Raw genomic sequence first — 9,429 nt, forward strand, 5'->3', positions numbered from 1 at the left:
TCTGATAGCAGCCTGCTGCGTTTTCCCCACCCACAACAATAGCGCGTAAATATGGGCAGAGAAATGAAATGGTGCGTTGCAGCGATCGAGCGATCATGGACGGCCGGCGCCGAAAGGAACTTCCATCGACGCCAACAAAGCGGAGAACATCGGCTATTTTATCGCCGCCGCCCGGAACGTATAGATCAAAAACACCACCGTACCGGCCAGCAGGGCAGCGGCCATGAACATCATCACTGCCGGCAATCCGTAGAGCGCCGCCACCGCGCCGGTTATGGACTGCATCAGCGCCGCGCCGAGGAAGAAGGAGAGATTGATCGCCGAAAGCGCTTTGCCGGCGCTCTGGGCGTCAACGAGCTGCCTGGTCATGCCGTAGAGCAGCGGCTGCGCCGACACGGCAAGACCGATCAGGACGAACAGGACCAGATCATATTGCGGCGGCATGACGGCGACGCCGAACAGACCAGATACCGGGTAACCCGGAGCTCCCAGGGCCAGCAGGAGAAGCAGCAGCGCCGATGCGAAATGGGTCGCCGCAACCACGGTGCGCCGGTGGCCGAGCCTGCGATCGACCATGCCGATGCAGACCGGCCCGACGATCAGGGCCAGCGTGAACAGTCCGAGTTGGTTGCCGGCTTCGATGCGCGTGAGCCCCTTGACCTCCATCAGCCACGGCCCGCCCCACAATCCCCTCAGCACCAGCGACGCCGCCAGCGAGACCAGCGACAAGGCGACGAGGCCCCGGAGCGGGCGGGACAGGCCAAGGCGCAAGACTTCCATCATTTGCGAAAGCGGCGACGAATCGTCCTTGTGCTCGGCCGGCTGTTTCGGCACCAGCGCGAACACCGCGAGCAGCACCGCGACGCCGCCAACGGCCGATATCCAGAACCCCGCCCGCCAGCCAAAACGGTCGACCACGAAGGCCAACGGGCTCGACGACAGCAGCATGCCGATGTTGCCGATCGACAGGATCGCACCCGACCACAGGCCAAACCGCATCGGGGAAAGCTGTTTCGCAGCCAGCGTCATCGGGCACATCAGCATGCCTGATGTCGCGATCCCCAGCATGAGCTGGCCAACGAGGAAGCTCCCCGGTCCGGTCGCGAACGCGGATGCCACCGCCCCGAAGATGGTTCCAACGAGCAGGCTGAGCGAGACCGGGCGAACGCCGAAGCGATCCATCGCGGCGCCGACGGGAACCTGCGATGCGGCAAAGGCGAATGGTAGATCGAGGTCAGACTCGCGAGCGTCTGCGGCGGCGTCGCGAAATCGGCGGCCATCAGGTCGAGGCTGATGGCCGGGATCGTCCGCAGCAGGGTCGATAGCATATGGCCGCAAGCCAAGGCCAACAGAGCAAAAATCAGCGTGCGGGTACTGGACCCCGCATCTTCTTTGGTAACGCCGCCCACGAATCATCTCGTCTCCGAGGAATTTCGGGACGGCGTATCACCAATAGGCCGGGAACGCCAATCTGTGCCTAGGTATTAGGCAGCTCAGTGCTTGTGGAACACCAACGTCCGCACTTCGATGCTTTCGCGAGGCTCGGCATCAGTCGGGGTTGTGGGGTCGATGAAGGCCGTATGCGGCGCGAAGCGCGTGCGGCCGTCGGTTGCGGAATCGTAGCACTTGAGCAGCAGCGCTTCGTCCGGCGTCATCTCCGGGAAATAGAACCAGCGATGGTTCGCGTTATATTTCACCGAATAGGTCTCGCCCTGGCGGTTCGGATAGATCAGGTCGGAGGCGATCAGATCGCCCGGCGCCACCGACTGGCCGTCGGCCATCGCCAGCGGCGCATCGCGCAGCGGCCCGCGGATCGGCCGCCACAGGTTGATCACCTGCACGCGGCCCTTGACGAGTTCATTGGCCTCATCCGGCAGATGTTCGAACACACGGTTGCGGCCGGACAGATCAGTCTGGTCGACATGAACCCGCGTCGCCGGCTGTCGCGGCGTGCCGTCACGCACATCAGGTGCGCCCTCGACGCGCTTGCGCACAGTGTGGTCGAAGATGACGACGCGATCGGCCTTCAACGTCGCCTTCAGGAAGGCTTCGACGGCGGGATAGTAGACGCGCCTGATTTCGTTATCGTCGTAATAGTTCCTCACCGCGGTCGGATGCTTGACCAGCGCGAAGCCTTCGCGGTCGAGCGAAAACTGGTTGGCGATCAGACGGCCGTCGAAGATCGGAACGTTGTGGGGTTCGAGGAGCGCCGTCGACTTGGGCTCGCCGGGTGGCGGATCAAAGGCGTAGGTACGTGGCTTGCCCGCTACCGGGGCGAGATAGTTGAGCTCGGCAGTGACGAAGGGAAGCGACTCGATTTTGGTTTCATGCAGGCCCATGGTGGTCTCCCGGACTCCATTGTTCGTTCTGCTTCATTTTGGCCGGGTGAACCGCCCCGGCAAGGGAGTCCAAGAAATAGCAACGTTGACATTCTTGCGAGGATGAAACGTGAAAAATCCTTTCGGCGCTCTCAACTCGCCAAGCGGATTATTTCCGCTGATCACACTTTTGGGAGGTGCGGCCCACGCGTCATTGCGAGCCACCGCTCTCTCCCCGTCATTGCGAGCGCAGCTAAGCAATCCATTTCTCGGCTTGTGGAGGCATGGATTGCTTCGCTTCGCTCGCAATGACGGTTGGGGCGAGCGGTCGAGGTCGAACACTGACGCGGGCTCACAAGCCCGTGCCCTTGCCGATCGCCGTCGCGAACGAGCGGTCGACGATCTCAGCGGCGTTGAGCTGCTGCTTGATCAAGCCCCAGCGGTGATAGAGATCGATGGTCTTCTGCTCGTCGCTCACGACGCCGTCATCGATCGGGGTGATCTGGATCTTGGCCCGCACGAGCCAGTTCAGCGGCACCGAGGTCGGGATGTTCATCAGCTTGCCCCAGGTTTCGGCATAGCCGGCCACATTGTTCTGCGAGCATGCCCGTGCCGCGGCGAGACGCCGGACGAAATCCTGCAATTGCTCGTGCTTGTCCTTGATCGCGTTTGGCGTTGCGACCTGAAAGCCGAGGCCGGGCGTGATACCCTCCGCGGTGATTACACGGCGCGACTTGAACAGCACCTCTTCCTGGCTGACATAGGGCTCCCAGGTCGACCAGGCATCGACCGATCCTTGCGTGTAGGCGACCTTGGCGTCCGACGGCGCGAGGAAGACGATCTGGACGTCGCTCGCCTGCCAGCCCCTGGATTCGAGCGCGGCCAGGATCAACTGGAGACCGATCGAGCCGCGGCCGGTCGCGATCTTCTTGCCGCGTAAATCGTCAAAACTCTTGATCGCGGATTTCTCGGGCACCACGATCGCGAGCCCTTCGCGCGACTGCCGGACGGCAGCGATCGCCTTCACCGGCACGCCTGCCGCGGCGGCAAAGGTGAAGGGCGCATCGCCGACAAGGCCGGTATCGATCGCGCCGGCGCTGAGCGCTTCCAACAGCGGCGCGGCTGCCGCGAACTCCTTCCACTCGATCTTGTAGGGCACATCCTTGAGCACGCCGGCGGCTTCCATCACCGCCTGCGAATTGCCCTTTTGATCGCCGACGCGCAGCGTGGTTTGCGCGGACGCGATGCTCGCGCCGCCGAGCGCGAGCAGAATAGCGAGAGCGAACCGGATCATTCGGCGGCAATCCCACGCGTCGCATCGCGCGCGGCGATCAGCTTGCGCGTCAGCGGAATCAGCTCGCGGCCATAGTCGATCGCATCGATCAGCGGATCGAAGCCGCGGATCAGGAAGTGACTGACGCCGAGGTCGTAATAATCGCCGAACACTTCGGCGACCTGCTCGGGCGTGCCGACCAGCGCGGTGGTGTTGCTGTTGGCGCCGGTCAGCTTGGCGATCTCGGTCCACAGCCGCTTGTCGATGCGCGTGCCCTTGTCGGCAAGCGCAAGCAGCCGCTTCGCGCCCGCGGTGGCATGACCATCCGCCGGCTTGCGGTAGCCGGTCTGATCCTGCAACTCGGTGGCACGCTCGAGGATCGCCTCTGCCTTTGCCCATGCCTTCTCCTCGGTGTCGGCGAGGATCGGCCGCACCGAGAGGCTGAAGCGCGGCGCCGGCCGGCCATGCCTGGCGGCAGCAGTGCGCACGCGCGCGGTGACGTCGCGCACCTGCGCATAAGATTCGCCCCACAGCGCGAAGGTGTCGGCGTGCTTGCCCGCGACCTCGACCGCGGCATCCGAGCCGCCGCCGACGAAGGTGTAGATGCCGCCCTTCTGATGCGGCTTGATCTGCGAAAAGCCCCGCTCGACCTGGTAGTACTTGCCGCGATAATCGAACGGCTTCTCACTGGTCCATTCCAGACGGACGATGTCGAGGAATTCGCTGGTGCGCGCGTAGCGCTCGTCCTTGTCGTCGAGCGTATTGCCGTCCTGGCGCAGTTCGGTGGCGTTGCCGCCGGTGATGACGTGCAGCGAGACGCGGTCGGGGTAGAACTGGTCGAGCGTGGCAAGCTGGCGCGCCAATAGCGTCGGCGCCGTGAAGCCCGGCCGCTGCGCAATCATCACTTTCAACTTCCTGGTGATGCCGAGCACGTGCTGGGCGACCTGCAGCGCATCCGGCGTCGTCGAGTGAAACGCGAGCAGCGCGCGGTCGAAGCCGGCAAGCTCATGCGCCTTGGCCACCGTCTCGATATAGGGCGGATCGAGCACAGGACCGGAGCGGACGATGGTCTCCGACGCATTGTTGGTGGTGATGAAGCCGATGAACTCGACTGACATGGGGAAGCTCCGATCTTGTTGGCTGTTGTTCAGATGCCTAGCGCCAGGCGTCCGGCGGCGATGCGGGTGGAGTCATCCTGCGGGGTGTGGACGCGGCCGCACAGCACATCGCGAAAATGCCGCTCCAGCGGATTGTGTCGCGACAGACCGTGATTGCTGGCAAGTGACAGCGCGTCCTCCACCACGGCGACGGCATTGTTGGTCACCGTCAGCTTGACGATATTGGACTCGGTCGCACTGAGCGGCAAGCCGGCATCGAACTCACCGGCAAAACTGTCGATCAGGCGGGCATTAACGACAAGCCGCGCCTCGATGCCGCCAAGGATTTCCTGGGCTCGCGGCAATGTTGCGAGCGGGGCGCCGAGATTGGCCGGAACACGTTCGCGCAGGAACTTGATCAGCCAGTCGCGCGCGGCGCGAGCGACGCCATCATAGATCGCGGCCACGAAGATGGCATGGACGGTCGCCTGGGTGACATCAGGCGCGGTCCACTCCTCCGGCTTGCGGACGTCAACCTCGTAATCGAGCGGGAACACGACGTCCTCGAAGATCACGTCGTGACTGCCGCTGGCGCGCAGGCCGAGGTGGTTCCAGGTTTCTTCGATCCTCGTTCCGGGCAAGCCCGCGGGCACCAGGAACTGGCCGACGCGGGTTTCCGGCTCGTCGGTCTTGGCCCACACCAGATACCATTTCAGGATCGGCGCGCCGGTCGAATAGATCTTGCGGCCGCTCAGCCGCCGGCCGGTATCGGTGCGGCGCGCAATCGTCGCCGGCAATCCACCTCGCGCAGGCGATCCCAGTTCGGGTTCGACACGCAGCGCGTTGATCAACGCGACGCCTTCGACCGTCTCCTTGGCAAGCTTGCGCGACAGACGTGTGGGCCAGCGCGGGCTGCGCGCCATCACCAGATGGTTGATGTAATGCATCGACAGCACCAGCGCGGTCGACGGATCGGCCTTGCCTATGATGGTAAGGATGCGCGCAGCGTCGCGCGCACCCGCCCCTGCCCCGCCAAGCGCGGCCGGGACGGTCAGCGCGAGCAGACCCGCTTTCGCGAGGTCCGCGAAATTCTCGAACGGAAAGCTGGCATCGCGGTCGTGCGCCGCCGCCCGCTCGGCGATGCCCTCGGCAAGCTGCAAGGCGCGCGCGACATGGTCCGGCGCTTCGGACGGCAGCCGCTCTTTCGCCGCCGTCGTCACCATGTCGCGTCGAGCCCAAGCAGGCCGAGAATCTGCCGGCGCAGATCGGCGAGATAGGGATCACCGCGATGACGCGGATACGGCCGATCCACCCTGATGTCGGCCTTGACGCGCGCTGGGCGGTCGCTGAGCACGATGACGCGGTTGGCAAGGAACAGCGCCTCCTCCGCATCATGCGTGACGAGCAGCGTGGTGAAGCCCTTGCGCTGCCAGAGCGAGACGATCTCGGCCTGCATGGTGATCCGCGTCAGCGAATCCAATTTGCCGAGCGGCTCGTCAAGGATGAGCACTTTCGGATCGTTAACCAGCGCACGCGCGAGCGCGACGCGCTGCGCCATGCCGCCGGAAAGCTGGTGCGGATAGGCTTTCCTGAAGGCGGAGAGACCGACCAGATCGATCGCCGCGTCGACACGCTGGCGCTGGCTTTTCAGGATGCCCTGCGCCTCCAGCCCGAGCGCGACATTGTCCCAGACCGAGCGCCAGGGAAACAGCGTCGGGTCCTGAAACACGACAACGCGCGACGGGTGCGGGCCTGCGATGCGGACCTCGTCTTCGCGCAGCACGCCGCTGCGCGGCTTCTCTAGTCCTGCGACCAGCCGGAGCAGCGTGGATTTGCCGCAGCCGGACGGGCCGAGCAGCGCGACGAATTCGCCGGGCTCGATCGCAAGGGTGACGTCATCCAAGACTGGAAGCTCGGCGCCGTCGATATCGAAGGCGTGATTGACGTGCTCGATATCGAGCGCGGCGCCGACCGCGGGAGTGGTGACGGCCTCAGCCAATGCAGCGGCTACCATTTGACGACGCCCTTCTGCCAGACCAGCAGCCGGTCTCGCGTCTTGAACAGTAGCGTGATCGCACCGGAGCAGAGGAGCGACATCACGATCAGCGCGGCATACATGTTGGCGTAGGCCGCCCATCCCTGCGCCCACTGCAGATACCAGCCAAGGCCGGCCTTGACACCGATCATCTCGGCGACGACCAGCACGGCGAACGAAGCCCCGAGCCCCATGAAAAGGCCGACGAAGACATGCGGCAGCGCCGCGGGGATCGCCACTTTCAGCACCAGGAACGACGGCTTTGCTCCCAGCGTCCGCGCGACGTCGTAATAGGCGTTCGGCACGCTGGCAACGCCCGACCAGGTCAGGACCGTCACCGGGAAGCCGGTCGCAAGCGCGATCAGGAAGGTGCTCGCGCTCCAGCTCGAGGGGAAGGTGAAAAACGCAATCGGCAGCCAGGCGGTCGCGGGTAGCGGACCGATGAAGCGCAGCACCGGATGCACCCAATAGCCGACCTTCTGCGACCAGCCGATCGATACGCCGGTCAGGAAGCCGATGGCGGCCCCGATGACATAGCCGCCAAGCTGCAGCTTCACGGACGCAATGACGCTGTCGAGCAACTTTGGCAGATCATCGGTATAGACTTCCAGGATCGACTGCGGCGGCGGGAAGAACGGCAGCGGCAGCCAGCCGAATTTTGCGGTGGCGATCTCCCACAACGTGAAGAATATCCCGAGCGCCAGCAGCCACGGCGCGCGCCGGCGCAGCGCCACCCCGGCGCCGCCGAGGAAATCGGCGCCAAGCGTGCCAAGCACCGCAAGCGCTGCGATCACGAACGCGCCGATCGCAAGCCCGTGCGTTCGCGACCAGTCACCAAGATCTTCCCAATAGAGGCAGGACGCACCGAACGCCAACCACACGACGCCGGCGGCAAGGCCGGCGCTATAGCCGCCGCTGCGGAGTCTTTCGAGCCAGGCCGGGCCGGCACCTGCTGCCGCCTGTCCGGCTGCGGCCGATGCGTCAGACACTGAATACGTCGACATAGATCCGTTCCGCGAATTTCGCCGTATCGGTGCTCTGCTTGAACACCGAGACGGTCTTCAGATCGTCGGCATAACCCTTCAGCTCGCGCTTCAGGACTTCGCCAACAGGGTGATGGTGATGGGTGTGATAGCGCACCATCGCCTCGAGATCGGCGAGCGAAGCTGCCTTCGGCGCATAGGGCTGGAACGACTTCGCGGCCTTCTCCGGATTCTGCGAGGTGAACATCGCGGCGTCGAGCAGCGCCTGGGTGATCGCGCGTGCGACATGCGGCTCGTTGCGCACGAGAGAGCCGCGGAGACCGACGATGCAGCAGGTCTTGTCGCGATACTCGCCGTCGAGATTGGAGGCGACTTCCTTGTACTGGCTGTCCTTGAGCCAGAGATAGGCAAGCGGATCGGAGGCCAGGAAGGCTTGCACCTCGCCCTTCTCGACCGCGACATTGAGGAGGTTGCCGGGATAGGCGCGCCAGTCGACGTCCTTGTTCGGATCAAAGCCCTGCTTGGCAAGCTGGATCGAGAAGAAGTTCTTGTCGGGGCCGGCAAGATCGCCGACAGCGACGATCTTGCCCTTGAGGTCGGCGAGCTTGTCGACGCCGGAGCCTACGCGGGTCAGCACGCGCATGCAGCCGCCATGAGTGCCGGCGGCGATCTTGACGTCAAAGCCCTGCTCCAGCGGCTTGAGCCAGCGCAAGGCCATGCCGAGCCCGGCATCGCTCTTGCCGGTGGCGATCGCCTCCAGCAACTGGTCGGTCGAGCCGCTGTAATTGACGAGCTCAATGTCGAGGTTCTGCTTCTGGAAGAAGCCGTAGTCGATCGCGACCGGCAGCGGCGCCAGGCACACCGCGCCCGCATTCCATGACAGCTTCAATTTGCGCGGCGCACCGGTCAGCGGCGGCACATCGGATGCCGTCTTGCAGATGGGAAACTCGGAGAAGTCGATCGCCGGTACCACACCACGCGCGGAAAACGCTTGCGCACCAAAGGCCCCGATCGGCGCGGCAAAAGCTGCGGCCGCACCGGCGCGCAACAGCGTCCGCCGATCCATCGCCAATCTATTCTTCTTCTCTTCAATCGACATCTTCACCCCTGCATTCGACGTGGCTCCGCCGTTCGCGCGAGCCACTCGGCGCGCACGCATTTCGTTCAGAGCTATTGCTGTAAAAAGGCGGATTTCTCCGGCGCCATTCGCACTCAAAGCAACGCACAAATGATGCGGTGCGATCGTGTCATCGTCAATGAAATGGAATTTCGAATGTTGCGCGGGCGAAAGGGATTATCTCCACGATCCCAGCGGCAGACGATGAAACGATTTCGTCGTGACACGATTGTCGACAGCCTGCGCGCTACCCCCCAATCGCATAGGGATTTAGCCGTCTTGCAACGGCGCGCGTAGCGCTTTCTCCGCGGAGGAAACCAACGAGACGTTTTTTGTCGCGCGCCTCGCTAATTCAGATTTCCGTTTCGTTGACTGCGAGAGCTCCGCTCATACACTCGATGGAAAGCCCACGCGTTCTCTACGCAATGGGCGAGCGAAATTAAAAAAGGAGACATGAGCAGACCCACTCGCCTTCGCTCTGTTACGCGCAAGCTATCGAGTCTGAACTAGCTGGGAGTGTCACCTCCCCTTGAAAAGGGGAGGTCGGTTTGCGCTGCAAGCGCAAACCGGGTGGGGATTCTCTCTCCACGAACGCCAGCGCCCGTG

The 9,429-nt window shown here is 63.8% G+C and carries 7 protein-coding genes and 1 pseudogene; all 8 read right to left on the reverse strand.

Features of this window, described 5'->3' with window-relative positions:
* Positions 1-153 precede the first annotated feature (153 nt).
* The 8 genes and pseudogenes from CWO89_RS35990 to CWO89_RS36025 all read right to left on the reverse strand — a co-directional run bounded on the left by CWO89_RS35990 (position 154) and on the right by CWO89_RS36025 (position 8,805).
* A pseudogene (locus CWO89_RS35990) lies at positions 154-1,409 on the reverse strand (MFS transporter).
* 84 nt (positions 1,410-1,493) lie between these two features.
* The gene (locus CWO89_RS35995; RefSeq protein WP_130583161.1) at positions 1,494-2,339 is read right to left on the reverse strand and encodes a CmcJ/NvfI family oxidoreductase; all 846 of its coding nucleotides are present in this window, start codon (positions 2,337-2,339) and stop codon (positions 1,494-1,496) included.
* A 331-nt stretch (positions 2,340-2,670) separates the two neighbouring features.
* The gene (locus tag CWO89_RS36000) at positions 2,671-3,612 is read right to left on the reverse strand and encodes an ABC transporter substrate-binding protein (protein WP_130583162.1); all 942 of its coding nucleotides are present in this window, start codon (positions 3,610-3,612) and stop codon (positions 2,671-2,673) included.
* Positions 3,609-4,709, reverse strand: coding sequence for an LLM class flavin-dependent oxidoreductase (locus CWO89_RS36005; RefSeq protein WP_130583163.1), 1,101 nt, complete (start codon positions 4,707-4,709; stop codon positions 3,609-3,611). Before CWO89_RS36005 ends, CWO89_RS36000 begins: the two co-directional genes overlap by 4 nt.
* Positions 4,710-4,738: 29 nt before the next feature.
* Positions 4,739-5,911 (reverse strand): acyl-CoA dehydrogenase family protein, encoded by a 1,173-nt coding sequence (locus CWO89_RS36010; RefSeq protein WP_130583164.1) that lies wholly within the window; start codon positions 5,909-5,911, stop codon positions 4,739-4,741.
* Positions 5,905-6,702 (reverse strand): ABC transporter ATP-binding protein, encoded by a 798-nt coding sequence (locus CWO89_RS36015; RefSeq protein ID WP_130583165.1) that lies wholly within the window; start codon positions 6,700-6,702, stop codon positions 5,905-5,907. Before CWO89_RS36015 ends, CWO89_RS36010 begins: the two co-directional genes overlap by 7 nt.
* Positions 6,696-7,727, reverse strand: coding sequence for an ABC transporter permease (locus tag CWO89_RS36020; protein WP_130583166.1), 1,032 nt, complete (start codon positions 7,725-7,727; stop codon positions 6,696-6,698). The genes CWO89_RS36015 and CWO89_RS36020 overlap by 7 nt, the downstream gene beginning before the upstream one ends.
* Positions 7,705-8,805, reverse strand: coding sequence for an ABC transporter substrate-binding protein (locus CWO89_RS36025; RefSeq protein WP_130583167.1), 1,101 nt, complete (start codon positions 8,803-8,805; stop codon positions 7,705-7,707). Before CWO89_RS36025 ends, CWO89_RS36020 begins: the two co-directional genes overlap by 23 nt.
* Between the last annotated feature and the right edge of the window lie 624 nt (positions 8,806-9,429).

The organism is Bradyrhizobium sp. Leo170 (assembly GCF_004296405.1).
Taxonomy (GTDB): Bacteria; Pseudomonadota; Alphaproteobacteria; order Rhizobiales; family Xanthobacteraceae; genus Bradyrhizobium.